This is a genomic window from Prauserella salsuginis (assembly GCF_024648885.1).
GTDB lineage: Bacteria > Actinomycetota > Actinomycetes > Mycobacteriales > Pseudonocardiaceae > Prauserella > Prauserella salsuginis.
Window position 1 is genome coordinate 671,210 of the sequence record NZ_JANBBF010000009.1, and the last position, 25,153, is coordinate 696,362.

25 protein-coding genes are annotated in these 25,153 nt (G+C 70.4%); 18 read left to right on the forward strand and 7 right to left on the reverse strand.

Features of this window, described 5'->3' with window-relative positions; genetic code table 11:
• Positions 1-41 precede the first annotated feature (41 nt).
• The 4 genes from dhaK (at position 42) to LY40_RS09880 (ending at position 3,655) form a co-directional block, all read left to right on the forward strand.
• Positions 42-1,043 (forward strand): dihydroxyacetone kinase subunit DhaK, encoded by a 1,002-nt coding sequence (dhaK, locus tag LY40_RS09865; protein WP_258936607.1) that lies wholly within the window; start codon positions 42-44, stop codon positions 1,041-1,043.
• Positions 1,043-1,672, forward strand: a complete 630-nt coding sequence (dhaL, locus tag LY40_RS09870) for a dihydroxyacetone kinase subunit DhaL (protein ID WP_183783689.1) — start codon at positions 1,043-1,045, stop codon at positions 1,670-1,672. Before dhaK ends, dhaL begins: the two co-directional genes overlap by 1 nt.
• Positions 1,669-2,400 (forward strand): dihydroxyacetone kinase phosphoryl donor subunit DhaM, encoded by a 732-nt coding sequence (gene dhaM / locus LY40_RS09875; RefSeq protein WP_258936608.1) that lies wholly within the window; start codon positions 1,669-1,671, stop codon positions 2,398-2,400. The genes dhaL and dhaM overlap by 4 nt, the downstream gene beginning before the upstream one ends.
• A 136-nt stretch (positions 2,401-2,536) precedes the next feature.
• Complete coding sequence (locus LY40_RS09880; protein ID WP_228726032.1) at positions 2,537-3,655, forward strand: alkaline phosphatase family protein; 1,119 nt, start codon at positions 2,537-2,539, stop codon at positions 3,653-3,655.
• A 195-nt stretch (positions 3,656-3,850) separates the two neighbouring features.
• Here LY40_RS09880 and soxR read toward each other — a convergent pair whose 3' ends face one another.
• The 4 genes from soxR to LY40_RS09900 all read right to left on the reverse strand — a co-directional run bounded on the left by soxR (position 3,851) and on the right by LY40_RS09900 (position 7,645).
• A complete protein-coding gene (gene soxR / locus LY40_RS09885) occupies positions 3,851-4,318 on the reverse strand; it encodes a redox-sensitive transcriptional activator SoxR (RefSeq protein ID WP_183783695.1) in 468 nt (155 codons plus the stop codon).
• Between the two features lie 68 nt (positions 4,319-4,386).
• Complete coding sequence (locus LY40_RS09890) at positions 4,387-5,202, reverse strand: sugar phosphate isomerase/epimerase family protein (RefSeq protein WP_183783697.1); 816 nt, start codon at positions 5,200-5,202, stop codon at positions 4,387-4,389.
• Positions 5,199-6,368 (reverse strand): dihydrodipicolinate synthase family protein, encoded by a 1,170-nt coding sequence (locus LY40_RS09895; protein WP_183783699.1) that lies wholly within the window; start codon positions 6,366-6,368, stop codon positions 5,199-5,201. Before LY40_RS09895 ends, LY40_RS09890 begins: the two co-directional genes overlap by 4 nt.
• A gap of 239 nt (positions 6,369-6,607) precedes the next feature.
• Complete coding sequence (locus tag LY40_RS09900) at positions 6,608-7,645, reverse strand: LacI family DNA-binding transcriptional regulator (protein ID WP_183783703.1); 1,038 nt, start codon at positions 7,643-7,645, stop codon at positions 6,608-6,610.
• A 204-nt stretch (positions 7,646-7,849) separates the two neighbouring features.
• Between LY40_RS09900 and LY40_RS09905 the strand changes: the two genes are divergently transcribed.
• The 7 genes from LY40_RS09905 (at position 7,850) to lpdA (ending at position 14,927) form a co-directional block, all read left to right on the forward strand.
• Positions 7,850-8,731: an ABC transporter permease gene (locus LY40_RS09905; RefSeq protein ID WP_183783705.1), complete on the forward strand. Its 882-nt coding sequence runs from the start codon at positions 7,850-7,852 to the stop codon at positions 8,729-8,731.
• Positions 8,732-8,769: 38 nt separating this feature from the next.
• Complete coding sequence (locus LY40_RS09910) at positions 8,770-9,792, forward strand: ABC transporter substrate-binding protein (RefSeq protein ID WP_183783707.1); 1,023 nt, start codon at positions 8,770-8,772, stop codon at positions 9,790-9,792.
• A gap of 97 nt (positions 9,793-9,889) precedes the next feature.
• Entirely contained in the window at positions 9,890-10,666 is a 777-nt protein-coding gene (locus tag LY40_RS09915) for an ABC transporter ATP-binding protein (protein ID WP_183783709.1), read from the forward strand.
• 96 nt (positions 10,667-10,762) lie between these two features.
• Entirely contained in the window at positions 10,763-11,917 is a 1,155-nt protein-coding gene (locus tag LY40_RS09920) for a Gfo/Idh/MocA family protein (protein ID WP_183783711.1), read from the forward strand.
• A gap of 24 nt (positions 11,918-11,941) precedes the next feature.
• Positions 11,942-12,961 carry a threonine ammonia-lyase gene (locus LY40_RS09925; RefSeq protein ID WP_183783713.1) on the forward strand — a complete coding sequence of 340 codons (1,020 nt, stop codon included), beginning with the start codon at positions 11,942-11,944 and terminating at the stop codon, positions 12,959-12,961.
• A 51-nt stretch (positions 12,962-13,012) separates the two neighbouring features.
• On the forward strand, positions 13,013-13,417 hold the full coding sequence (locus LY40_RS09930; protein ID WP_183785587.1) for a nitroreductase family deazaflavin-dependent oxidoreductase: 405 nt from the start codon (positions 13,013-13,015) through the stop codon (positions 13,415-13,417).
• Positions 13,418-13,526: 109 nt separating this feature from the next.
• Complete coding sequence (gene lpdA, locus LY40_RS09935) at positions 13,527-14,927, forward strand: dihydrolipoyl dehydrogenase (protein WP_183783715.1); 1,401 nt, start codon at positions 13,527-13,529, stop codon at positions 14,925-14,927.
• A gap of 318 nt (positions 14,928-15,245) precedes the next feature.
• On the opposite strand, the gene LY40_RS09940 is transcribed toward lpdA, so the two are convergent.
• Positions 15,246-15,686 carry a pyridoxamine 5'-phosphate oxidase family protein gene (locus tag LY40_RS09940; protein WP_258936609.1) on the reverse strand — a complete coding sequence of 147 codons (441 nt, stop codon included), beginning with the start codon at positions 15,684-15,686 and terminating at the stop codon, positions 15,246-15,248.
• Between the two features lie 92 nt (positions 15,687-15,778).
• Here LY40_RS09940 and LY40_RS09945 point away from each other — a divergent pair, with 92 nt between their 5' ends.
• The 5 genes from LY40_RS09945 (at position 15,779) to LY40_RS09965 (ending at position 21,817) form a co-directional block, all read left to right on the forward strand.
• A complete protein-coding gene (locus LY40_RS09945) occupies positions 15,779-16,702 on the forward strand; it encodes an AraC family transcriptional regulator (protein WP_183783719.1) in 924 nt (307 codons plus the stop codon).
• Positions 16,703-16,830: 128 nt separating this feature from the next.
• The gene (locus LY40_RS09950) at positions 16,831-16,965 is read left to right on the forward strand and encodes a hypothetical protein (protein WP_258936610.1); all 135 of its coding nucleotides are present in this window, start codon (positions 16,831-16,833) and stop codon (positions 16,963-16,965) included.
• 131 nt (positions 16,966-17,096) lie between these two features.
• Positions 17,097-19,682 carry an ATP-dependent Clp protease ATP-binding subunit gene (locus tag LY40_RS09955; RefSeq protein ID WP_183783721.1) on the forward strand — a complete coding sequence of 862 codons (2,586 nt, stop codon included), beginning with the start codon at positions 17,097-17,099 and terminating at the stop codon, positions 19,680-19,682.
• Between the two features lie 37 nt (positions 19,683-19,719).
• On the forward strand, positions 19,720-20,586 hold the full coding sequence (locus LY40_RS09960) for an RNA polymerase sigma-70 factor (RefSeq protein WP_258936611.1): 867 nt from the start codon (positions 19,720-19,722) through the stop codon (positions 20,584-20,586).
• Between the two features lie 97 nt (positions 20,587-20,683).
• The gene (locus LY40_RS09965) at positions 20,684-21,817 is read left to right on the forward strand and encodes an NAD(P)/FAD-dependent oxidoreductase (RefSeq protein WP_258936612.1); all 1,134 of its coding nucleotides are present in this window, start codon (positions 20,684-20,686) and stop codon (positions 21,815-21,817) included.
• Between the two features lie 3 nt (positions 21,818-21,820).
• On the opposite strand, the gene LY40_RS09970 is transcribed toward LY40_RS09965, so the two are convergent.
• Entirely contained in the window at positions 21,821-22,648 is an 828-nt protein-coding gene (locus LY40_RS09970; protein WP_258936613.1) for an alpha/beta fold hydrolase, read from the reverse strand.
• A gap of 79 nt (positions 22,649-22,727) precedes the next feature.
• Between LY40_RS09970 and LY40_RS09975 the strand changes: the two genes are divergently transcribed.
• Positions 22,728-24,053: an aminotransferase-like domain-containing protein gene (locus LY40_RS09975; protein WP_258936614.1), complete on the forward strand. Its 1,326-nt coding sequence runs from the start codon at positions 22,728-22,730 to the stop codon at positions 24,051-24,053.
• A gap of 245 nt (positions 24,054-24,298) precedes the next feature.
• Positions 24,299-24,697: a hypothetical protein gene (locus LY40_RS09980; RefSeq protein ID WP_183783729.1), complete on the forward strand. Its 399-nt coding sequence runs from the start codon at positions 24,299-24,301 to the stop codon at positions 24,695-24,697.
• Here LY40_RS09980 and LY40_RS09985 read toward each other — a convergent pair.
• Positions 24,687-24,971: a hypothetical protein gene (locus LY40_RS09985; RefSeq protein ID WP_258936615.1), complete on the reverse strand. Its 285-nt coding sequence runs from the start codon at positions 24,969-24,971 to the stop codon at positions 24,687-24,689. The genes LY40_RS09980 and LY40_RS09985 overlap by 11 nt on opposite strands.
• Between the last annotated feature and the right edge of the window lie 182 nt (positions 24,972-25,153).

Consider the following 25,153-nt stretch of genomic DNA (forward strand, 5'->3'; position numbering starts at 1 on the left):
TTCGCGGGCGAAGTCGAAGGTGACACGGAAAGTAGGGCGTCGTGAAGAAGATCATCAACGATCCGGCGGCGGTGGTCGCCGAATCGCTCCGAGGACTGGAAGCCGCGCACGCGGACCTGGTGCGCGTGGCCTACGACCCGAACCACGTGGTGCGTGCCGATGCACCGGTCTCCGGCAAGGTGGCCGTGATCTCGGGCGGAGGCTCCGGCCACGAGCCGTTGCACACCGGGTTCGTCGGTGCGGGGATGCTCGATGCGGCCGTTCCCGGCCCGGTGTTCACCTCGCCGACGCCGGACGCGGTGCAGGCGGCGGTCTCGGCGACGACCGGGCAGGCAGGTGCGCTGCTGGTGGTGAAGAACTACACGGGCGACGTGCTGAACTTCGAGACGGCCGCCGAGCTGGCCGCCGCCGAAGGGCTGGACGTGCGCAGCGTGGTCATCGACGACGACGTCGCGGTGGCCGACTCGACGTTCACCGCCGGCAGGCGCGGTGTGGGCGGCACCGTGCCGTTGGAGAAGATCGTCGGCGCGGCTGCCGCACGTGGGGACGGGCTCGATGCCGTCGAGGCGCTCGCGCGGCGAGTGGTCGGCCAGGTGCGGTCGATCGGCGTGGCGCTCTCGCCGCCGACGGTGCCGCACGCCGGGGAGCCGAGTTTCGACCTCGGAGCCGACGAGTTCGAGTTCGGCATCGGCATTCACGGTGAACCGGGCCGGGAGCGGATTCCCGCCGAGCCGGCCGACGCGCTCGTCGAGCGCATGGTCACGGCCGTGGTCGAGGACTTGCCGTTCGGCGACGGTGACGACGTGCTGCTGCTGACCAACTCCATGGGCGCCACACCGCCGATGGAGACGTATCTGGCCCACGGGATCGCCGAGCGGCTGCTCGCGGACCGGGGCATCCGGGTCACCCGCAGGCTCGTCGGCCCGTACATCACGAGCCTGGAGATGCAGGGGATCAGCCTGACGTTGTTGCGGATGGACGACGAGTTGACCGAGCTGTGGGACGCCCCGGTGCACACCCCGTCGCTGCGGTGGGGGGTCTGATGGGCTGCAACGCGGAACGGGTGGCCGGGGTGCTGCGCGCGGGCGCGGAGACGGTCGCCGAGCACAAGGCCGAACTGATCGACCTGGACCGTGCCATCGGCGATGCCGACCACGGGGAGAATCTCGACCGTGGTTTCGCGGCGGTGCTCGCCGCGCTCGACGCCGGTGTGCCGGAGACGCCCGGTGCGGTTCTGAAGGTCGCGGCGACGACGCTGATCTCGAAGGTCGGCGGAGCGGCGGGGCCGCTGTACGGTACGGCGTTCCTGCGTGCGGCGACCAAACTCGGCGATGTGTCCGAACTGGACGGCGCCGCGGTCGCCGCGGGGTTGCGGGCAGCGCTGGACGGTGTGGTCGCCCGCGGCAAAGCCGAGGTCGGCGACGCCACGATGGTCGACGCGCTCGAGCCCGCGGTCGAAGCCGCGGAGCGCACCCACTCCGACGGCGGGGATGTGGCGGCGGTACTCAGCGCCGCGGCCGACGCCGCGAAGGAGGGCGCCGACTCGACCGTGCCGCTGACCGCCCGTAAGGGGCGCGCGTCGTATCTGGGCGAGCGCAGTGTCGGTCACGCCGATCCGGGCGCGACGTCGACGGCGCTGCTGCTGCGGTCCTTCGCGGAGGCCGCACGATGAGCGGCGACCTGGTCGGGCTGGTGATCGTGTCGCACAGCGGCCGGCTGGCCGACGGGGTCGCCGAGGTCGCCGCCCAGATGGCGCCCGACGTGACGGTGAAGCCGGCCGGTGGGCTTCCCGACGGCGGGATCGGCACCGATTTCGAGGCCGTGCTCGCCGCGGTGACCGAGGCCGCGGCGGCTGCGGGCGTGGTCGTGCTCTACGACCTGGGAAGCGCGCAGATGACGGCGGAGATGGCCGTGGAATCGTTGCCGGAGCCGGAGACGGTCGTGGTCGTCGACGCCCCGCTCGTGGAGGGTGCGATCGCGGCTGCGGTCTCGGCCCAGGGCGGCGGCGACCGTGGTGCGGTGGCGGCAGCGGCCCGTGCGGCGGCGGGCCGGTCCGAAGTGGCCGATACCGCCGAGGCGCCAGGTTCCGGTGACACCGTCGGTGCAGGGCCGGAGTCCGGTGCGCAGCCGGAGCCGGGCGCCCGCGCGGAGATCACGCTCGACAACGAGGTCGGACTGCACGCCCGGCCCGCGGCCCTGCTCGCCAGGAGCATCGCCGACGTCGACGCCGACGTGCGGATCTCGCTCGGCGACACCGACGCCGACGCCAGGAGTGTGTTCTCGTTGATGTCGCTGACCGCCCGGAAGGGCGACACGGTCGTCGTGACGGCGACGGGAACGCAGGCCGAGGACGCCGTCGCGCGCATCACCGCCCTGGCGGACCGCAACTTCGACGAGTAGGTCCCGCCGCACGCCGGCGTCGGTGCTCCGAAGCCGCGCCCGGCCGCGCCTCGTCGGGCGCGTGCCGGGCGCGGACGCGTTCGGCGTCCGGTTATCGGCTGGCGCGCGGAACGGGGTCGCGGCGATGCTGGGCGGCATGGATCACCCGCACCTGTCCCAGGTCGTGCCGACGATGCTCGCCGCGGCGGGAGTGCCGGGCTTCGCACGCTCGGTGCCGGAACTGCCCGAAACGACACGGTCGTGCGTGCTGCTCATCGACGGTCTCGGCTGGGAGCTGCTGCACGAGCACGCCGACTGCGCGCCGGTGCTGCTGGAGCTGTGCCGCAGGCCGCTGCGGGTCGGGTACCCGGCGACGACGGCGGCGGGGCTGGCCGCCATCGGCACCGGCTCGCCGTCGGGGGAGCACGGCATGGCCGGCTACAGCTTCGAGGTGCCGGGCACGGGCGTGGTGAATGCGCTGCGTTGGTGCAGGCATCCCGGTGGGCGCGACCTGTCGGACGAGCTCGCCGCGGAGGATGTGCAGCCGCTGCCGACGACGTTCGAGCGCGCCGCAGCGGCGGGCGTGGCGACGAGCGTGGTGTCGGCTGCGCAGTTCGACGGGTCACCGCTGACCAGGGCGGTGCTACGGGGCGGCCGGTACGTCGGCGTGCATGCGCTGGGGGATCTCGCGATGCGGGTGACGGAGGCGCTGCGGCCGGAGCGCGCGTTCGTCTACGGCTATCACAGCGAACTCGACATGCTCGGCCACCTGTACGGACCGGGGTCGACGGCGTGGCGCATGCAGTTGCGCCAGGTCGACCGGCTCGTCGAATCCGTTGTCGAGGGAATGCCCTCCGGTGCGGTTCTGGCGGTGGTAGCCGACCACGGGATGGTGCGGATCGGGGAGACCGTCGACGTCGACGCGACACCCGCGCTGCGGGAGGGGGTGCGTGCGCTGGGCGGTGAGGTACGCGCCCGCCACGTCTACGCCGAGCCCGGTGCGGCCGACGACGTGCTGGCGGCCTGGCGGGAACTGCTCGGCGAACGGGCCTGGGTCGCATCGCGCGAACAGGCCGTCGAGGAGGGCTGGTTCGGGCCACACGTCGGCGATCGGGTGCGCCCGCGGATCGGCGACGTCGTCGCCGCGGCCCGTGCCCGGTACGGCATCGTGAGCGCGACGGCCGAGCCCGCAGAGACCTCGTTGACGGGGCACCACGGCTCGTTCACCGCCGCGGAGCAGCTAGTGCCCCTCGCGGTCGCCGACACCGTGGGCTGACCAGGGCTCGGGTGCAGGACACGCGAGAGGATGCAGTCGCGTCAGTGCGGCGTTGGGGGCGGTGGCCGGGTGACGGGCGGGCGCAGAACACGCGGTTCTGAGTGCAGAACACGCGCGACGATGCCTGCGCGGCAGGGTGTCGTCGGGACAGTGGCCGGGCAGCCGCGTGGCCGGGCAGCTTGGGCTGGCCGACGCCTACTCGAGTCCGCCCTCGTTGGCGGGCTTCAACAGCGGTGCCCCTGGCCCGAACTGGGAGAGCCGGTCGTCGACGTTGTGGAGCCCGCAGGCCTTCAGCGACAGGCAGCCGCAGCCGACGCAGCCGGTGAGCTGGTCGCGGAGACGTTGCAACGCGTCGATACGGGCGTCGAGCTCGTCGCGCCAGTCCCGCGAGAGCCGCGCCCAGTCAGCCTTCGTCGGCGCGTGGTCGTGGGGCAACGTGTCGAGGGCGGAGCCGATCTCGTCGAGGCTCAGGCCGACCCGTTGCGCGGCGCGGATGAAGGCGATGCGGCGCAGGACCGAACGCGGGTAGCGTCGCTGGTTGCCGCTGGAGCGCTCCGACGAGATGAGGCCGCGGTCCTCGTAGAATCGCAACGCGGTGTGCGGCACGCCGCTGCGCTGAGCGACTTGCCCGATCGTGAGATGATCGGCGAGCCTGGTGGTCACTCCGCCACGGTAACCGAACCCGCGCGCCGACTTCCACCTAACTCGAAGTCGGCGGCGGGTCCGCTCGTTCACCGCGGTGCCACGTGCTCCTCGTAGGCCGCGATCACCTGCCGAAGCACCTCATCACCCGGCTGCTGCCACAGGTCGGCGTCGAACACCTCGACCTCGATGGGCCCGTCGTAGCCCGCCGCCTCGACACAGGACCGCAGCCTGCGGTGGTCGATCGGCCCGGTGCCAGGCAGCGAGCGTGCCATCAGCCCGTCGGTGATCGGCACCTGCTGGTCGCAGACGTGGAAGCCGGCGATCCGGTCCGCGGCCTTCGCGATCGACTCCTCGATGCGCGGGTCCCACCACACGTGGAACTCGTCGACGATCACACCGACCGCGCCGGACGGGTGCTCCTGGGCGATCTCCAGCGCCTGGTCGAGCGTCGACAGCACGGACCGTTCGGCGCACTGCATGGGATGAAGCGGTTCGAGTGCGAGCCGCACCCCGCGCTGCGCGGCGTACGGGGCGAGTTCCCCGACGGCGTCGGCGACGCGCTGGCGGGAGGCGGCGAGGTCGCCGCCCGCGATCCCGCCGACCACGAGCACCAGGGTGTCCGCACCGACGGTGGCGGTCTCGTCGATCGCCTCGCGGGTCCCCGCCACCCCGTCGACCTCGGCGCCCTCGGGCGTCACACCGGTGAAGAAGCCGCCGCGGCACACCGAGGAGGCGCGCACACCGTGCTCGGCGAGCAGCCGTGCGGTCTCGGCGGCGCCGACCTCGGCGATCTTGTCCCGCCACAGTCCGATCCACTCGACTCCCTGATCGGCACAGCCGCGCACGGCCTCCGGCAGGGACCAGCGCTTCGTGGTGATCTGGTTCAGGCTGAGGCGGTTCACCAGCGCACCCCCGCGGCGTCGAGCAGCGAGCGCATCCGGGAGACGGCCAGCTCGGGGTCGGTCAGCAGTCCGGCGCGATCGGCGAGCCGCAGCACGTCGGACAGATGCGTGATCGACCGCGCCGACTCGAGCCCACCGACCATGCGGAAATGGTCCTGATGGCCGTTCAGGTACGCCAGGAAGACCACGCCCACCTTGTAGTGCGGGGTCGGTGCCCGGAAGATCTCCCTGGACAGCGGCACGGTCGGTGCCAGCAGCTCGTGGAACCGGGTGAGGTCGCCGTCGTCGAGGGCCGTGAGCGCAGCGCCGGCGACCGGTGCGATCGGATCGAAGATCCCGAGTAGTGCTTCGCTGTGCCCCTGTTCGTCACCAGCGATGAGCTCCGGATAGTTGAAGTCGTCGCCCGTGTAGCACGCGACTCCGTCCGGCAGCGCGCGCCGGAACTCCCGCTCGACGTCGGCATCGAGGACCGACACCTTCACGCCGGCCACGGTCGAGGCGTGCTCCGCGCAGAGCGCGGCGAGCTCGCGGGCGGCCGCGCGCACGTCCGAGTGCCCCCAGTAGCCGGCCAGGGCCGGGTCGAACGGTTCGCCCAGCCAGTGCAGCAGCACGGGGCCGTCCGCGGCGGACAGGAGCTTGCCGTAGGCGTCGCGATAGAGCTCGGGGCCGGCTGCCGCGGCCGCAAGGGCCCGGCTCGCCATGACCACCGGCACGGCGCCCTCCCCGGCGACCAGGTCGAGCTGCTGCCGCCACGCCCCGACGACGTCGTCGATCGTGGCGGGGCCGGGCGGGAGCTGGTCGGTGCCGACGCCCGCGACCCACGGCCGGTTTCCGGCGCGGGCCGCGGCGCCGGTGCGGCGGATGAGTTCCTGTGTGGCCGGCCAGTGCAGGCCCATTCCGCGCTGCGCCGTGTCCATGGCCTCGGCCACCCCGAGGCCGCACGACCACAGGTGCTCGCGGAAGGCGAGCGTCGTCTCCCAGTCGAGTTCCACGACGTGCGTCGGGTCGTCGGGGCAGGAGGCGTCGGCCACCACGTGCGCGGCCGCGTAGGCGATGCGCGAGGTCGGCGGCGTCGCTTGTGCCGCGGCCGGTGGTCGGACCGGCGTTCCGGACGGGGACCACCGTTCGAGCGTGCGGTCGCGTGACGGAAGCAGCAACGAGCTCATGATCACTCCTTTGTGGCCGGACGTCGGCCAGGGATTCGATGCGGACGACTCCGGACTCGGGCACCCGGTGGGTGACTACGGCTGGCCACGGCAGCTCGGCCCGGCCTTCGCGACACGTGCCCAACCCTGCGATGTCTGCTGAAAGCGCTTGTAGAAAGCGTTTTCACACACCTTAGACGCCGTCGCCGCACGCGACAAGGCGCCGTGTCGGCCCGGGGCAGGGGCTGGTCGGGAGCGGGTCAGGGGGCAGTCGGGGCGCGGGTGCTCTCGCGGACCACGACCGTGCCCGGCATGCGGAGAATGCGGCTGCGCTTGCCGCGGTTGTCACGCACGGCCAGCTCCATGACTTTCTCGCCCAGCTCCTCGAGGGGGAGCGCCACGGTCGTCAGTGGGGGAGCGAGGTCGCGCACCACGGGGATGTCGTCGAAACCGGCGAGCGAGACGTCCTCGGGAACCGACTTGCCCGCCTCCCGCAGTGCCGCGAGCGCGCCCATCGCCATCACGTCGGTCACCGCGAACACGCAGGTGGCGTCGAGTCCGCGTGCCAGTAGCTCGGACATCGCGGCGTGCCCGCCGTCGCGCGTGAACGACGCCTCGACGATGTGGCTCTCGGCCAGCTCGACGCCCGCCTCGGCGAGACCTTCCCGGAAGCCCCGGAGCCGGTCGACGACCGTGGTCAGCGCGCGCGGCCCCGCCAGCACGGCGAACCGGCGGTGCCCCTGTGCCGTGAGCGTGCGGGCGAGTTGCGCGGCGCCCTCCCGGTTCTCGGGTTGCACACTGTCGACGCGCAGCGTCCGATGCCTGCTGACCACCGCGACCTGGCCGCCGCCGCGCTGGTACGGCTCGATCTCGGCCGCGAGCGCCCGCTCCCACTCCCGGTCCTCGAAACCCGAGCCGACCAGCAGGATCGCCGAGGCCCGCTGGGCGCGAAGCATCGAGATGTAGGCGATCTCCTTCTGGGGATCGCGGAAGGTGCTGGCCAGCATCACGAGCAGGCCGGCCTCGTCGGCCGCGCGCATGACCCCGCGCGAGATGCCCGCGAAGTACGGGTCGCTGACGTCGTGGCAGATGACACCGACCGTGCGGTGTGCTCCGCCCGCGAGCGCCTGCGCATGCGCGTTGGGCGTGTAGGCGAGCTGGTTAGCCGCTGCCAGGACACGTTCTCGCAGGTCGGAGCGTACTTTTGTGGTTCCGTTCAGTGCGCGCGATGCCGTGGCGAGGGAGACCTGAGCCTCCCGCGCGACGTCTTCGAGCGTGACGTGCGGCCGATCGTCCATTCGCGACTCTCCCAGCTCGTCTCATGAGCACCGGCCAGGGTAGGCCCCTCGGTTCGGCACCCGACGCTTGACCGGCTCTCTCCGGTCTGCATACGCTGTCCACATCCTAGCGTGAAAGCGCATTCAGAAAGCGCATTCACACAACGTGTGCCGGGTTTCGATCAGGTTCTTGTTAGCGACACGTTCGACGGTGAACGGAGGGTCATGGTCACGCACACACAGTCCGCGCGGACCGGGCAGCGGGAGCGAGCGGGCGAAGCCTCCGGCGTCGCCGAGCGCGGCCGCCCCGGGATCGGGCAGCGGCTGGGCGGCTTCCTGGAACGCTCGTGGCGGCCGTTCGCGCTGCTCGCAGCGCTGTTCGTGGCATGGTGGGGCGTCACGGCGGCCGAGCTCGTCGAGCCCTACCTGGTGCCTTCCCCCGGGGACACGTTCGACGCCATCGCGGCACGCCCGGAGTACTTCTGGGAGCACACCTGGACCACGACGTACGAGACCATCCTGGGATTCGTCATCGCCATCGCGGTCGGCGTGGTCGCGGCCGTGGCCATGGTGCAGTCCTCCACGCTCGAGAAGACGCTGTACCCGTTGCTGCTGTTCGCACAGGTCATCCCGAAGATCGCCATCGCGCCGCTGTTCGTCGTGTGGCTCGGGTTCGGCCTCGGGCCGAAGATCCTGGTCGCCGTGCTGATGGCGTTCTTCCCCGTCGTCATCTCGATGGTCACGGGCCTGAAGTCCGTCGACCCGGAGATGCTGCAGCTGTCCTCGACCATGGGCGCGAAGTCGGGGCAGACGTTCTGGAAGATCCGATTCCCGGCGTCGTTGCCGCACCTGTTCTCGGGCCTGAAGGTGGCCGCGACGATGGCCGTCACCGGCGCCGTCGTCGGTGAGTTCGTCGGAGCCAACGCCGGCCTCGGGTTCGTGATCCTGCAGGCCAACGGCAATCTCGACACCCCGGTGCTGTTCGCGGGTCTGCTGATCATGTCGCTGCTCGGCGTGCTGTTGTTCGTGATCGTGGAATGGCTCGAACAGCTCCTGCTGCCCTGGCACGCCAGCCGCCGCGACGAGGGCGCCAGCACCACCCTCTGACCCGTATCCACGAGAGCCCAGTGAGTCGAAGGAGAGCAATGAAGCTACGTGCACTCACCGCAGGCACGGCCGCCACAGCGCTGCTGCTGGCCGCCGGTTGCGGCGGATCGGAAGGCGAGACCGTCACCAACGCCGAGGGCGAGGAGCTGGACAAGGTCACCCTCACCCTGAACTGGTACCCGTACGGCGAACACGCGCCCTTCTACTACGGCAAACAGCAGGGGATCTACGAGGAACACGGAATCTCGCTGGACATCCGCGCGGGCCAGGGTTCGCAGAAGACCGTACAGGCGACGGCGGCCGGGCAGACCGACTTCGGCTGGGCCGACACACCTGCGCTGCTGGCGGGCGTGTCACAGGGCCTCGACGTCAAGAGCATCGGTGTCTACCTGCAGACCACGCCTTCGTCCGTGCAGTTCTTCTCGGAGGAGGGCATCTCGTCGCCGGACGACCTCAAGGGCAAGACGGTCGCGAGCACGGCGGGCGACGCCCTGACGAACGTGTTCCCGCTGTTCCTCGAAGCCAACGGACTGTCCGAACAGGACGTTCAGGTGCAGAACACCGATGCTGCGGGGAAGATGGCCGCGGTCATGCAGGACCAGACCGACGCTCTGCTCGGCTACGCCACCGACCAGGGACCGACGATGCAGGAGAAGGCGGGCAAGGACGTCTCGTACCTGCGGTGGGCCGAGCACGGGCTGAACTTCTACAGCAACGGCCTGCTCACCGCGCAGGACGTGCTCGACGACCGCGGCGATCTCGCCCAGCGCATGGTTGCCGCGACCACCGAGGCGTGGGAGCAGGCGGGGCAGGACCGCGAGGCGGCGGTCGACGCCATGGAAGGCGCCTCCGAGCAACTGCCGTCGAAGCCGGTGCTGACCGAGCAGTTCGACGAGACGCTCGAACTGCTCCACACCGATGCCACCGAGGGTGAGCGTCCCGGCGTCAACACGCCGGAGGACTGGGAGAAGACCATCGGCATCTTCGCCGACGCCGGCGTCATCGACGAGGCGGGCGAGCCCGGTGAGTACTGGGAGCGCGACCTCGTCGCACAGGAGTAACGGCGACGCGGGGCGGTCGCGCACCCCGGTGCGGCCGCCCCGCATCGCCGGAGGACAACCGCCACCCGAGAACAGGTCCGAGGAGTGGGGAAGGCACATGGCTGGCTACGCGGTCGAAATCGACGACGTCACGGTGCGGTTCCGCAGTAAGAAGCGTGACGTGACGGCGTTGACCGACGTGACGATGCGCGTGGAACCGGGAGAGTTCGTCTCCATCGTCGGGCCGTCGGGATGCGGCAAGTCCACATTGCTCAAGCTCGCGTCGGGACTGTTGCCGGCGTCGACGGGCGATGTGCGGCTGTTCGGCGAACCGGTGCACGGGCCGCGCAAGGACATCGGTTACGTCTTTCAGAAGGCGGCGCTGCTCGAGTGGCGTTCGGCGCGCAAGAACATCCTGCTGCAGGCCGAGATGCGGAAACTGCCGCCCAAGGAGGCGGCGGCCCGCGCCGACGAGCTGATCGAGATGACCGGGCTTTCGGGCTTCGAGGACGCCTTGCCGCACGAGCTGTCCGGCGGCATGCAGCAGCGCGTCGCGCTGTGCCGGGCGCTGCTGCACCGTCCGCCGGTGCTGCTGATGGATGAGCCGTTCGGCGCGCTCGACGCACTCACCCGGGAGCAGATGAACGTCGAACTGCGCCGCATCTGGCAGGAGACGGGCACGACCGTCCTGCTGGTGACGCACTCGATCGCCGAGGCGGTGTACCTGTCCGACCAGGTCGTGATGATCTCCGCTCGGCCGGGAACGGTCGCCGGCGTCGTCGACGTGAACCTTCCGGTGGAGCGGGACTACGGCCCGACGATGGCCGAACCCGAGTTCGCCAAGGCCACCCGCCACATCCGCGATCACCTCGGTGCGGCCGCAGCGGCCGAATAGCGGGCCGAGACCGAGAAACCCGAACGGCGTCGACTTCCAGCCGGCCGCGGTGACCGCCGCCGGCCCGACGCGCACGGCAACCTCAGAAAGGGCGTCATGGTCAACGAACTGCGATCCGTCGGGATCGTGATGAACGGTGTCACGGGCCGGATGGGCTACCGCCAGCACCTCGTCCGGTCGATCCTGGCGATCAGGCAGCAGGGCGGACTGTCCCTGCCGGACGGCACACTGCTGTGGCCGGAGCCGATCCTGGTGGGACGGAGCGAATCGAAGCTCGCCGCCATCGCGAAGGAACACGGACTCGACCGGTGGACGACCGACCTCGACGAGGCGCTGCGTTCCGGCGCCGAGATCTACTTCGACGCGCAGGTCACCAGCAGGCGCGCAGAAGGCGTGCGCAAGGCCGTCGCCGCGGGGCTGCACATTTACACCGAGAAGCCGATCGCCGAGGACACCGAGGGCGCGCTCGAACTCGGCAGGTTGGCGAGGGACGCGGGCGTGAAGGTCGGCGTGGTGCAGGACAAGCTCTTCCTGCCGGGGCTGCGCAAGCTCAAGCGGCTCGTCGACGGCGGGTTCTTCGGCGAGATCCTGTCCGTGCGCGGGGAGTTCGGGTACTGGGTGTTCGAGGGTGACTGGCAGGAGGCCCAGCGCCCGTCGTGGAACTACCGGGCCGAGGACGGCGGCGGCATCATCGTCGACATGTTCTGCCACTGGCGCTACGTGCTCGAGGACATCTTCGCGCCGGTGCGTTCCGTGCAAGCGCTTGCGGCGACACACATCCCGAAGCGGGTGGACGAGCAGGGCAGGACGTACGAGGCCACGGCCGACGACGCGGCCTACGGCATCTTCGAGCTCGCGGGCGGTGTCGTGGCCCAGCTGAACTCGTCGTGGGCGACGCGCGTGTTCCGCGACGAGCTCGTCGAGTTCCAGGTCGACGGCACCGAGGGCAGCGCCGTTGCCGGGCTGCGCCGTTGCCGGGTGCAGCACCGCTCGATGACGCCGAAACCCGTGTGGAACCCGGACCTGCCGGCCACGGAGGACTTCCGCGGCCAGTGGCAGGAGGTTCCGGACAACGGCGAGTTCGACAACGGGTTCAAGGTCCAGTGGGAGATGTTCCTGCGGCACGTCGCGGGTGACGAGCCCTTCCCGTGGGACTTCCTCGCCGGGGCGCGGGGTGTCCAGCTCGCCGAGCTGGGACTCCGGTCTGCGCGGGAGGGCCGCAGGGTCGAGATCCCGACGCTGGCGCTGTAACGGGCCGCGGGCAGACTGCGGGGTATGCAGCTCGTTTCACTCGACGACATCCGGACCGCCGCCGACCGCGTTCGCGGCCAGGTCCTGCGCACCCCGCTTCTGCCCGCTCCCTGGGCCGACACCGACCGGCCGCTGTGGTTGAAACCCGAGAGCCTGCAGGCGATCGGCGCGTTCAAGCTCCGCGGTGCCGTGAACGCGCTCGCGGCGCTCGACGAACGGGCCGGTGCGCAGGGCGGTGCCGCCGGGCAGGGTGGCGCAGCTGGGCAGGGTGTCGATGGGCAGGGTGTCGCAGCGAGGCCGAGCGTCGTGGCGTACTCGAGCGGAAACCACGCCCAGGCGGTGGCGTGTGCGGCGCAGCGGCTCGGCGTCGCGGCGCACATCGTGATGCCGGAGAACACGCCGCAGGTGAAGGTCGAGGGCACGCGGATGTACGGCGCCGAGGTCGTCCTGGTGCCCGTCGGCGAGCGCGAGTCGGCGGCCTACCGGCTGGTCGACGAGCTGGGCGCGGTGCTGGTGCCGCCGTTCGACCACCCCGACATCATCGCGGGTCAGGGGACCGCCGGGCTCGAGATCGGCGACGACCTGCCTGACGTCGAGCTCGTGCTCGTCCCCATCAGTGGCGGAGGGCTCGCCTCGGGTGTCGGCACCGCGGTGAAGGCACTCTGCCCGAACGCCACCGTCGTCGGGGTCGAGCCGGAGCTGGCCGCGGACGCCGCCGACAGTCTGCGCGCAGGGCAGGTGGTCGAGTGGCCGGTCGAGGACCGTGTCAGGACGATCGCCGACGGGCTGCGTTCACAGCCGTCGGAGTTGACGTTCGCGCACCTCCAGGCCGTCGTCGACGGCATCGTGACCGTCACCGAGGACGAGATCCGCGACGCGATGCGGGTCCTCGCCACCCGTAGCCGGTTGATCGCCGAGCCGTCCGGCGCGGTCCCGCTGGCCGCCTATCTCCACCGGTCGGGTGAGCTGCCCCGGGGGCGCACCGTCGTGGTGGTCTCCGGCGGAAACGTGGACCGCGCGATGCTCGCCGACGTCCTAGGCTGACGGGAGAGCAGAGCCAGCCGACGCGTGACGAAGGGGCCGACGATGAGCGACGTGCTGTTCGGCGACGAACACGTTCAGAGGTACGAGGAGACCGACGGCGAGGTCGGCCACGTGTGGCAGAACGGCGTGCCGACACTGGTCCTCACCACCACCGGGCGGAGGACCGGCGAGCCGCGCAAGTCGGCGCTGATCTACCAGGTGCACGGTGGTGCGTACGTCGTCGTCGCGTCCAAGGGCGGCGCGCCCGACAACCCCGGCTGGTACAAGAACCTGGACGCCGACCCGCACGTGAAGGTCCAGGTGGGTGCCGAGAAGTTCGACGCGGTCGCCCGCACCGCCGGTGCCGAGGAGAAGGCCGAGTTGTGGCCGCTGATGGCCGCGGTGTGGCCGTCCTACGACGACTACCAGGCCAAGACCAACCGTGACATCCCCGTCGTGGTCCTCGACCCGGCGTGACCTGCACAGACGCTCTGCCGGGTCGGTAGCCGATCCGGCAGAGCGACCCACGTCACGCCCGTGGCCGGGGTGACGGCCCCTCGGTGTGGTCCGGGGCATAATCGCCGCCATGAGCGAACACTTCGACGTTGTGGTCCTGGGCGCCGGCCCCGGCGGATACACCGCCGCGGTCCGGGCGGCCCAGCTCGGGTACGACACCGCCATCATCGAGGAGCGCTACTGGGGCGGTGTGTGCCTGAACGTGGGCTGCATCCCGTCGAAGGCGCTGTTGCGGAACGCCGAGCTTGCCCACCTGTTCACGTCCGAGGCCAAGACCTTCGGAATCCAGACGACCGGCGAGGTCACCTTCGACTACGGCGCGGCCTACCAGCGCAGCCGCAAGGTCGCCGACGGTCGCGTCAAGGGCATTCACTACCTGATGAAGAAGAATGCCATCACCCAGTTCAACGGTCGTGGTTCGTTCACCGGCCCGAACGCGATCGACGTGCGGCGCAGCGACGGCGAGACGGACACGGTCACGTTCGACCACTGCATCATCGCCGCCGGCGCCAGCCCGAAACTGCTGCCCGGTACGCAGCGCAGCCAGAACGTGGTCACCTACGAGGAGCAGATCCTCGCCGAGGAGCTGCCGAACAGCATCGTTGTGGCCGGCGCGGGTGCGATCGGCGTCGAGTTCGCCTACGTGCTGCACAACTACGGTGTACAGGTCACCATCGTCGAGTTCGCCGACCGCATGGTGCCTGCCGAGGACGAAGAGGTGTCCGCCGAACTGGCGAGGCGCTACCGCAAGCTCGGCGTCGACGTGCTGACGTCCACGAAGGTCGAGTCCATTGAGGACAACGGGACCGGGGTGCGCGTCACCGTCTCGTCCGGCGGCCAGCAGCAGGTCCTCGAGGCCGACAAGGTGTTGCAGGCCATGGGCTTCACACCGAACGTCGAGGGTTACGGGCTCAAGAACACCGGCGTGCGGCTCACCGAGCGGGGCGCGATCGACGTCGACGGCCGCGGCCGCACCAGCGCGGGGCACATCTTCGCGATCGGCGACGTGACGGCGAAGCTGATGCTCGCGCACGCCGCCGAGTCGATGGCAATGATCGCCGCGGAGACCATCGCCGACGCCGAGACGATGGAACTCGACTTCCGCATGATCCCCCGCGCGACGTACTGCCAGCCGCAGGTCGCCTCGTTCGGGCTCACCGAGCAGGAGGCACGCGACGCGGGCCACGACGTGCAGGTGCAGAAGTTCCCGTTCACCGCCAACGGCAAGGCGCACGGCCTCGCCGAGCCGGTCGGGTTCGTCAAGGTCATCGCCGACTCGGCGTACGGCGAGTTCCTCGGTGCCCACCTGATCGGCCCCGAGGTCACGGAGCTGCTGCCGGAGCTGACGCTCGCCCAGCAGTGGGACCTCACCGTGCACGAGGTCGCCCGCAACGTGCACGCCCACCCGACGCTCGGCGAGGGAATCAAGGAGGCGGTCCACGGCCTCGCGGGGCACATGATCAACATGTGACCGTCCGGGGCTGTCGGCAGACACGCGCGAAGGCGCCGAATCGACACGCGGCCGAGGTGGGCGACCCCGACCTCGGCCGCGTGTTCTGCATTCAGCACCGCGTGTTCTGCGCTCAACGCCGCGTGTTCTGCGTCCGTGACCCGGTCCCCACTCCTCACCGACATGCTGCCGCGTGACGGCGTTCCCGCGCGTGTTGCGCATGCGGGGTTCGTGTCGCTCCCACCCGTCGTCCGGCTGCCGTTCCTCGTCGACGCGCCGACACGAGACCCAACTTGCCGGGGCGGTGCCGCGGGGCCAGGTCAGCGCCTTTCAGGCCCGTCAGCCCGTTGCACGCCGGACGGACTCCGGCCGGATGACGATGCGCGCCCAGTTCTCCGACCGCATGGTGGCCAGGTCGGCGGCGTGCCCGGGGTCGTCCAGGTCCCAGTACCGAGCCGCGAGACGGTCCAGCAGTTCGTGCGCACCCTCGAACTCGATCGTGACGCGACCGGCGACCGATATCCACTGCTCCTGTTCACCCACCGGTGCGGCGACGACGATCGAGGCGCGTGGGTCCCGGCGCAGCCGCCGTACCTTGGGCGCGTCCGGATAGGTGAACAGCTGGATGGTGCCCGCCTCGGTGGCCTCGAACCACACGGGGCGCGGTTGCGGCGGAAGCGGTCCCGCCGCCACGGACAGGAAGCCGTGCAGCGGCCGACGGAGGAACGCCAGGTCGGCGGCGGTCAGCAACGGAGTCGACACAGCGGTCTCGGTAGTCATGTCGACCAGTCAATCCGAGTCGATCGGACGATCCCATAGGTAGGACACCGAGTCGCCTGTGTATTCGTCTCGGCACGGTTATGCTCGGCACGGTGGACGTGTTCGACGACCTGATCCGCGGGGTGCGTGCGCACGGGTCGCTGTTCGGCAGCTCGGTGCTGACGCCGCCGTGGTCGTTGCACTTCGCCGACGGTGCGCCGTTGACGCTGTGCGCCGTGCTCGGCGGCGCGGGCTGGATCGTGCCGGAGCACGGTGAGCCGGTCCCACTGCGTGATCGCGAGACGGTCGTCGTCCGTGGTCCGGAGCCGTTCAGCTTCGTCGACGAGGTCGGCACGCGGGCCGCACCCGTCTCGTGCGGGCAGCACTGCGCGGTCCCCGGCCAGGGAGGCACGCGGCATCGCCGTGGCTGGCACGACAGCGGTGACGCCGACGTGACGTTGATCGTCGGTGCCTATCCCGTGCGGGGCGAGATCAGCCGCAGACTGGTGGAGGCGCTGCCCGGTGTGTTGCGTGTGGACGGCGGCGGAACCGGTGACGGCGTGCTGGACCATCTCGCCGAGGAGGTCGCGATCGACCGGCCGGGTCAGCAAGTGGTCCTCGATCGGTTACTGGACTGGATGTTGGTCTGCACGTTGCGCGAGTGGTTCGACCGGCCGGGTGGCCGGCCCCCGGCGTGGTGGGCGGCGCAGCACGACCCCGTCGTCGGCGATGCGCTGCGACGGATGCACGCCGAGCCTGCGGCGCCGTGGACCGTCGCCGTGTTGGCCGATCGCGCCCGCGTGTCACGGTCGACCTTGGCCAAACGATTCGGCGAGTTGATGGGCGAACCTCCGCTGACGTACCTCACGCGCTGGCGGATGACCCTCGCCGCGGAGATGCTGGTCGAGCGGAGCTCGGCGACCGTCGCCGACGTCGCCCGCGCCGTGGGTTATTCCGACCCGTTCGGCTTCAGTGCGGCCTTCAAACGCGTCCGAGGTGTCAACCCCAGCGAGTTCCGCAGGACCGCGACCGCCTAACTGGTGTCTGACCACCGTGTTGTCGATTCCGGAGCCCGTGTTGCGTTTTCCGGGGCCCGTGTTGCAGACCTGCGGGCTCGCAGCACGCACCATGACCCGGCACCGCGCGGATCGTGGGTGGAAATTCCGTGGGTGGAGACGCCGTGCCGCAGTGGCGGTTCGACTGGCACCGGGAGAACCTCCGCAGCACGCCGACGCGCGTGGTCTTCCACGCGCACCGGGAATCCGTGGTCTACCCACGTGGCGGACACGCGACCCCGTAGGTGACAACACGAACTCCGGAAAGCGCAACACGGCCCCCAGGATCCGCAACACGGCAGGCTGGTTGACACCTCGGCTCAGTGGGTAGTCACGTGCGCGGCAGATCCCGCCATCGGTAAGGAGGAGGCTGTCCATGTCCGGCTTCTTCGGCGACCCCGGCCCCAGTCCGTTCGACCAGCTGCTGGCACAGTTCTTCGGCGGTTCCAGCCGCGGTGGGATGCCGGGACGACAGGCCCCGCTGGGCATCACGCGGCTGATGAGCGAGCAGGCGCTGGCACTGTTGTCGGCGTCGGTGCAACAGGTCGCCGCACAGGGACGCGCCGAACTCGACTCGCTGCACCTGCTCTGGGGCGCGACGCAGGTGCCGGGCAGTCGCGAGCTGATCCAGCGCGCGGGCGGGGATCCGGACGCGCTAGCCACGCGGATCGGCGAACAGTCCGAGGGTTCCACCGGCGGCCCGTCGTCGGCGCCGGTGCTCACCCCGGGGGCCAAGCGCATTCTGATGGACGCTCACCAGATCTCCCGGCAGCTGCGCTCGAGCTACATCGGCCCGGAGCACGTCCTGCTGGCGCTCGTGGCGCACCAGGACTCCCCGGCTGGACGGATGCTCGGTGACGGCGGTGTGACCCCCGAGACGATCCGCCGCGGCTTGGCCGGCCCGGAAGCCGGCGGCGCAGCCGGTGCGCCCCAGTCAGGGCAGGCCGCGGCACGTGGCGGGGGCTCCGGGACGTCGCGAGGCGGCGGCGGGACGAGCAACACACCGACGCTGGAGCAGTACGGCCGCGACCTCACCGCGTTGGCTTCCGGTGGTGAGCTCGATCCGGTGGTCGGCAGGGACACGGAGATCGAGCAGACCATCGAGGTGCTGTCCCGCCGGACGAAGAACAATCCGGTGCTGATCGGTGAAGCGGGCGTGGGCAAGACGGCGATCGTTGAGGGACTCGCGCAGCGCATCTCCGACCGGCAGGTGCCGGACATCCTCGGCGACCGCAGGGTGATCCAGCTCGACCTCACGGCGATGGTCGCGGGCACCCGGTACCGCGGGGATTTCGAGGAACGGATGACGGCGCTGCTGGACGAGATCCGTGAACACCGCGACGAGCTGATCGTGTTCATCGACGAGCTGCACATGGTCGTGGGGGCAGGGTCGTCGGAGGGCTCGATGGGTGCGGGCAACATGCTCAAGCCGGCGCTCGCCCGCGGTGAGCTGCACATCGTCGGCGCGACGACGCTCGACGAGTACCGCACCAACGTCGAGACCGACCCCGCGTTCGAACGTCGGTTCCAGCCGATCCTTGTGCCGGAGCCGAGCGTGGCGGACGCGCTGAAGATCCTGCACGGGCTGCGCGACCAGTACGAGGCGCATCATCAGGTGCGGTTCACCGACGAGGCCCTGAACGCCGCGGTCACCATGTCCGACCGCTACATCACCGACCGGCATCTGCCCGACAAGGCGATCGATCTCATCGATCAGGCTGGGGCGCGGGTGCGTATGCGGTCGGCGCAGCGGCCGGAAGGCCTGACCGAGTTGCAGGACCGCCTCGACCAACTGTCCCGCGACCGCGACCAGGCCGTCAGCGAGGAACACTACGAGCGGGCCTCGGCGCTGCGGGACGAGATCAACGAACTCCGGGAACGGATCGAGCAGACTCGCAGCCAGGACCGGCCGGCAGGGGAGACGGAGGTCGGGCAGACCGACATCGCGGAGGTCGTTTCGCGGCTCACCGGCATTCCCGTCGCACAGTTGACCCAGGAGGAGCGCGAACGACTGCTCAAGCTGGAGGAACACCTCCACAGGCGGGTCGTCGGCCAGGACGAGGCCGTCGAGGCGATCTCGGAGGCCGTGCGCCGCACCCGCGCGGGCCTCGCCGAGCCCGACCGGCCCTCCGGCAGTTTCCTGTTCCTCGGCCCGACCGGGGTCGGCAAGACCGAGCTGGCCCGGGCGCTCGCCGAGGCGCTGTTCGGTGACGACGGCCGCATGATCCGGCTCGACATGTCCGAGTACGGCGAACGGCACACCGTCTCCCGATTGCTCGGCGCCCCACCCGGTTACGTCGGCTACGAGGAGGCGGGCCAGCTCACCGAGGCCGTTCGGCGGACGCCGTACTCGGTGGTGCTGCTCGACGAGATCGAGAAGGCGCACCCGGAGGTGTTCAACGTCCTGCTGCAGGTTCTCGACGACGGCAGGCTCACCGACGGCCGCGGTCGGACCGTGAACTTCACCAACACGGTGCTGATCATGACGAGCAACATCGGGTCGGAACTCGTGCTGAGCGGGACGCAGGGTGCGCTCGGCTTCACCGCATCCAGCGGCGACGACGGGGACGAACCACTGCGGGACCGGCTGATGCGCAGGTTGCGGGACAACTTCCGGCCGGAGTTCCTCAACCGCATCGACGAGATCATCGTGTTCCGCAAGCTCACCTCCAAGCAGCTGGAACAGGTGACGTCGCTGCTGTTGGAGGAGACGCGGCGCAAGGCACGTGCCCAGGAAGTCGAGGTGGACGTCAGCGACGAGGCGGTGCGCTGGCTCGCCGAGACCGGTTACCAGCCCGAGTACGGCGCGCGGCCGCTGCGGCGCACGATCCAGCGCGAGGTGGACAACGTGTTGTCCCGGATGCTGCTCGGCGGGGAGATCGGCGAGGGTGCCACGGTGCGGATCGACGTCGCGTCCGAAGGCGGGTTGCGGTTCGACGTGGTCGAGCACGCCGGAGTGTGACCGGGTGGTCGGCTGACCGCGTGGCTACGGTGGGGACGTGTCCATCGCCGACGAACACGTTCGCACCTTCGAGGAGGCGCGTGGCCGGCTGTCGGCCATCGCCTATCGCATGCTGGGCACCGTCGCCGACGCCGAGGACGCCGTGCAGGACACGTACGTCCGCTGGTCGGGAGCCGAGCACGGGGACGTGCGCGAACCGGTCGCGTGGTTGACGCGGGTGCTGACCAATGTGTGCCTGAACCGGCTGACGTCGGCCAGGGCCCGGCGTGAGGAGTACGTCGGGCCCTGGCTGCCGGAACCCGTCGTCACCGAAGAACCGCTGACGACGCTCGCCGAACGTGAGTCGGTGTCGATGGCGATGCTCGTGGTCCTCGAACGGCTGACGCCACCGCAGCGAGCGGTGTTCGTGCTGAGGGAGGCGTTCGGCCACTCGCACGCGGAGATCGCGGCCGTGCTCGACATCACCGAGGTCTCCAGCCAACAGCTGTACCGCAGGGCCCGCGGGCACGTGGCCGACGGCAGGGCCAGGTTCACCACGTCGGCCGAGGAGTGCCGGCGGATCACCGAGCGCTTCCTGTCCGCAGCCCGCGGAGCCGACCAGGAGGCGCTGCGCAGCCTGTTCGTCGAGGACGTCGTCGCGTGGGCCGACGGTGGCGGCAAGACCACGGCCGCCCGCCGCCCGGTCTCGGGTGCCGACCGGGTGACCCGCTACCTGGCGTGGATGAGCAGGGACATCCCCGGCCTCGTGGTCGACCTGCCGGACATCAACGGGACGCCGGGCGTGGTGGCCTCGATCGACGGCGTGACCGTGCTGGCCGTGTCGCTGCATATCGTCGACGGGGCGATCGCGGACATCTATCTCGTCGCCAACCCGGACAAGCTCGCCCGGCTCGTCGTGCCGTGATCCGGAGTTGTGACGCGTGACACTCCGGCCCGTTGTCAGTTCTCGCGCCGCTGTGCGGTTCATGAGGTGACGTGCTCGGGTTCGGAAGGAGTTCCTCATGGCTCATCGGATCGTGATCCTCGGTGGTGGCTACGCGGGTGTGACGGCGGCGAACCGGATCGCCCGCAGGCTCGACGGTGCCGAGGTGACGCTGGTGAACGAACGTGCCACGTTCGTCGAGCGGGTGCGACTGCATCAGGTCGCGGTGGGGGAGTCGATCGTCCTGCGGCCGTTGCGTGAGCGGGTACGGCCCGGCGTCACCGTCGTCGTGGCCAGGGCCGGTGGCATCGATCTCGACCGGAGGGAAGTCGTACTGGAGCGTGGGGCCTCGTCCGGCGCGCAGCGGCTGCCGTACGACACGCTCGTCTATGCGCTCGGCAGTCAGGCGGCGCCCGCACCGGACGACGCCGTCGCGCTGGCGACGGTGGACGACGCGTGGCGGGCGCGTGATCGGGTCGGCGCACTTGCGGCCGAACCCGGTCCGGTGGCCGTCGTGGGAGGTGGGCTGACGGGTATCGAGGCGGCGACCGAACTCGCCGAGCGGCATCCGGCCGTGCGGGTGCGGGTGGTGTCCGATGTGGATCCGGGGTCGTGGTTGTCGCACCGGGCGCAGCGGCATCTGCGGCGGGTGTTCGGCAGGCTCGGGATCGAGGTCGTCAGCGGCTCGGTCGCCGATGTTCGGGACGGTGCGGTGCAGCTGACCGACGGCCGGGTGGTCGGCGCGGGTCTCACGCTGGCGTGTACGGGTTTCGCGGTGCCGTCGTTGGCTGCCGGATCCGGACTGGCGGTCGACGGGACGGGGCGGATCCGCGTCGACGGGACGATGCGCTCGGTGTCCCATCCGGACGTCTACGCGGTCGGCGACGCGGCCGTGCCGGAGCTGCCGAACGGGCGTGACTTCCGCATGGCCTGTGCGACGGCGTTGCCGATGAGTGCGGCCGCGGGCACGGCGATCGCCGACCGGTTGGCCGGGCGCAAGCCCGCCGGGCTGCGCTTCCGGTATGTCAACCAGTGCATCAGCCTCGGCAGGCGGGACGGCGTGATCCAGGCCGTCGACGGCGATGACAGTCCACTTCGGATGATCCTCGGCGGGCGGGTGGCCGCGTCGTACAAGGAGGCCGTGGTGCGGGGCGCGTCGTGGTTCGCGGCACACCCCGGCCCGTATCGTCCGGCGCGCGCCGTTCCGGCGTGAAACTCAGCCGTCGAACGTCTCGCCGAGGAAGTGCTGCACCGTGTCGTTGAAGGCGACCTCGTGCTCCAGGTTCGGCAGATGTGCCGTGCCGTCGAGGACGGCGAGCCGGCCCCGGGGCAGGGCGGCTGCCGTGTCCCGGGCGATCGGAACCGGGGTGAGGGTGTCGTGCCGGCCCACGACGACGAGCGTCGGGACCGTGACCTCGGCGAGTTCGGTTCGGTAGTCGGGCCGCATCGCGCGGCCGCGGAGTGCGGCTGCGGCACCGTTCGGCGGCGCGGCGGCCATCATGCGGCGGACGTGCCGGGCGGTGGCGGGAAGCCTCCGGATACTGGCGGGGGCCAGCATCCGCGGCAGCATGTCCTCGGCGAACCGTTCCATACCGTCGGTCAGTAGCCGGTCGGCCGTGGCATGACGAGCTCGGACGCCTGTGGCGTCCTCCGGGTGCGGGGATGACGCGGCGATCAGCATTCGCCTGATGCGATATTGCTCCGATCTTTCTCGGAGCAATCGATGGGTCGCGAGGGCGATCTGCCCGCCCATCGAAAGGCCGCCGAGGATGAAGTGTTCGACGTCGAGTTCGTCCAGCAGGGCGAGGAGGTCCCCGGCGAACACCTCGAGCGGGGTGCACGTGTCGCTGCTCGGGGTTTCGCCGTATCCACGCAGGTCCGGGGCGATGACACGCCATCCCGCCGTGGTCAGTCGTTCCCGTTGCGGCCACCACATCGACCGGTCGAACGGGTGTCCGTGGACCAGCACGACGGCGGGTCCGTGTCCTGCGTCGTCGTGGGCCATCCGGGTGCCAGGGGTCGCTGTCGGTCTCGTCGCCGTCATGGTTGAGACATTAGAAGTCCGCTCTGATCGGTGCAATAAAATCATTGACATCGGTGCAATTCTCCTTCATCGTTCGAGCATGGTCGGTTCCAGTGACGAGGACTATCGGGCCATCGCGGACGGGGTCGCCGCGGACATCGCGGCGGGCCGGTTGCGTGTGGGGGAGCAGCTGCCCCCGCAGCGTCGCTTCGCGCGCGACCGCCGCATCGCCACGTCGACGGCCGCTCGCGTGTACACAGAGCTGACGCGGCGCGGCCTCGTCGTCGGAGAGGTCGGCAGGGGCACGTTCGTCCGGGCCGCCGCACCGCCCGTCGACCCGCCCGGTGGGGAACCGGCGCGGGCAGGAGTGGATCTCGAACTGAACTTCCCGTCGCTGCCGGGGCAGTCGGAAATGTTGACCCGCAGCCTGTCAGCCGCGCTCCGGCCGGATGCGTTCGACGCGGCGTCGGCGCCGGTCCCCGTCGGCGGTACCGCCGAGGCGCGGCGGGCCGTGGCCCGCTTGCTCGGAGAGGTCGACCCGGACCAGGTGCTGCTCGCCGGCAACGGTCGGCAGGCGATCGGCGCCGCCATCGCGGCCGTCGTGCCCGCGGGCGGCAGGCTCGGGGTGGAGGCGCTGACGTACCCGGTCGTCCGCGGGATCGCCAGGAATCGCGGCGTCACACTCGTACCGCTCGAACTCGACGAGGACGGCATTCGCCCCGATGCGCTCGAGCGGGCGGCGGTCGACGCCGTGTATGTCCAGCCGGCGTTGCAGAATCCGCTCGGATCGACGATGTCTGCGGAGCGGAGGACGGCATTCGCCGAGGTGGTCCGCGACCGCGGGGTTCCGGTGATCGAGGACCGCGTGAACGCATTCCTCTGTGACGAACCGCGGTTGGCCGACCACATACCGGAATACACGATCGTCGTGGACAGCCTGTCGAAACGGATCGCCCCCGGGCTGACCCTCGGCTTCGTCGCCGTGCCACCGAAGTTGTGGGGCGAGGTCGCGCGGGCGTTGCGATGCGGGGGATGGGCCGCGAGCGGATTCGCCCTCGATGCGGCCACGCGGTGGATCGTCGACGGCACGCTCGACGAACTCGTCGGGGGAAAACGTGCGGACGCGGCCTGGCGGCAGGAACTGATGCGTGCTCGACTGGGCGGATTCGCGATCCGCGCCGATGCTCGTGCCTATCACTGCTGGTGGGAGCTTCCCGAGCCGTGGCGGGCGGACACCTTCGTCGCCGCGGCGGCCCGTCACGGCATCGCGGTCAGCCCGGCGGCGTCGTTCACGGTCGACGAGGGACATGCGCCGTCCGCGGTCCGGCTCGCGTTGGCGGCACCGCCCGAATCCGTGCTCACGGGAGCGCTCGAGGTTCTCGCTCGACTCGCCCGCGGCGGACCGGACGACACGGGTCCGAGCTGATCCGAATCCGAGGGAGTCATCCGGTTTCAGCGGAATTCGATCTTCGTTCGTCGGCGAGTCGCGCCGGAATCGGGTTTGCCGACGATAGCTCGGCAAAACTTGAGCTTCGCCACATCGTGGCAGAAACACCGGCTACCCGACGTTAACGTGGATGCGAGCTCGGATTCTCCGGAGATATTTCCGGCCCCGAGTTTCTCATGCCCGTGTTTTCACCGCGCTTTGTGCCATGACCGTAGGGAACCGCCATGACCGCATCCGGCAACGCCGACCAGACGAACGTGGGCGCCCCGGCCGACCCCGGCGTGCTGGCCGCCCGCGCTGAAGACGCGACGCGCACCCTGCAGCAGTGGGCCGCCCGCCGCGGCTCTCACCCGCGGGCCGATCACGAGGCGGAGCTGCACGAAGTGCTGAGTTCGCTGCGGCAGCTCGCCGAGAACCTCGCCCGGTTCCTGCCCGAATCGGGCACGTGGCTCGAGCAGCAGCTCTGGTCGGGCAACGTCGGTGAGGACACGGCCTACGGCGAGCTGGCACAGTCGACGTTCGAAGCGGCTGCCGCGCTGGCGCGTGCGCAGCGCATGGCGGCTCAGTTGGGTCGTGAACTCCACACCGCCGAACTCGCCAGCCGGTCGCTCGTCACCCAGTGATGCCGCCGGCCAGCCGCCGCGCAGCCGCGCGCTGATCGGTGCGGTCACCGGCGCGTCGCCTTCCGGTGCGCTGCCGGTCGGACCGCGGCTGATCGGACGGTTTCGTGGCGGACGGCCGACGGTCGGCGTCCGGTTCGTCGGTGCGTTGCGGGTCGGCACGTAGGACTGCGTTCGTTTCACGCTGTTGCCTGATCGCTTCGATCAGTTCCGCTTTGCTCATGTGGGCCGTGGCGAAGATACCGACGGCCCGTGCCGACTCTGCGAGTTCGGCCATGTTCGCATTGTCATTTTCCTGCTGTTCCGGGATGTGCACCATATTCTGCAGATACCCGGCGCCATGGTTCCCAAACCGGCACGGTCCAGCACGAAAGTCCATTGAGGACACATGCCACATTCGATGTGAGTCACGGCACAGAAATGGCGACGCGGCCGGGCCGGAACCCGGCATTCCGGATT